1 protein-coding gene is annotated in these 539 nt (G+C 79.8%); it reads left to right on the forward strand.

The genetic code is table 11. The features are described 5' to 3' along the window. Nucleotides 1-486: hypothetical protein (locus tag LPA54_RS36170; protein ID WP_228984769.1), on the forward strand; the 486-nt coding region annotated here is incomplete at its 5' end. Nucleotides 487-539 lie beyond the last annotated feature (53 nt).

Below are 539 nucleotides of genomic sequence, written 5' to 3' on the forward strand. Positions count from 1 at the left end.
CTGCTGCTGGTGGGCACGCCGGAGTACGAGCCGTGGCACCTGGCGGCGCACCTGGTGGACGAGGCGGCCTGGTCGGGCACCCCGGAGCTGGCGCCGACGCTGGTGCGGCACGGCGCGCGCGCCACGGACCCGGCGCACCTGGCGGTGGGCCTGGGCCGGCTGGAGGCGGCACGGCGGGGCGAGACGCTGCTGGTGGTGGCGCCCGGCGAGCCGCCTGCGGCGCTGCTGGAGCGGGTGTCGGACGCCCGCCGCGCCGGGGCGACGCTGCTGTCGCTGGGTCCGGAGGCGGGTGAGCTGCCGGCGCTGGCGCACGAGGTGCTGCCCGTCCCGGACGGCTCCGAGCTGGACCTGGACACCGTGCAGCACCTGGTGAGCGCGGCGGCCGGGGAGAACGCGCTGCCCGCCCGCCGGGGCCGCCGCCGTGTCCGGGACCGGCTGTCCCGGCTGGCCGACCTGCTCACCGCCCCGCCGCCGACCCGCTGGTGAGGCGTCGGCTCAGTGCTCGTCGCGGCCCTTCGGCGCGTCGTGCCACGCGGGGT

The sequence above is a fragment of the Streptomyces sp. DH12 genome (genome assembly GCF_020873895.1).
Classification (GTDB): Bacteria; Actinomycetota; Actinomycetes; order Streptomycetales; family Streptomycetaceae; genus Streptomyces.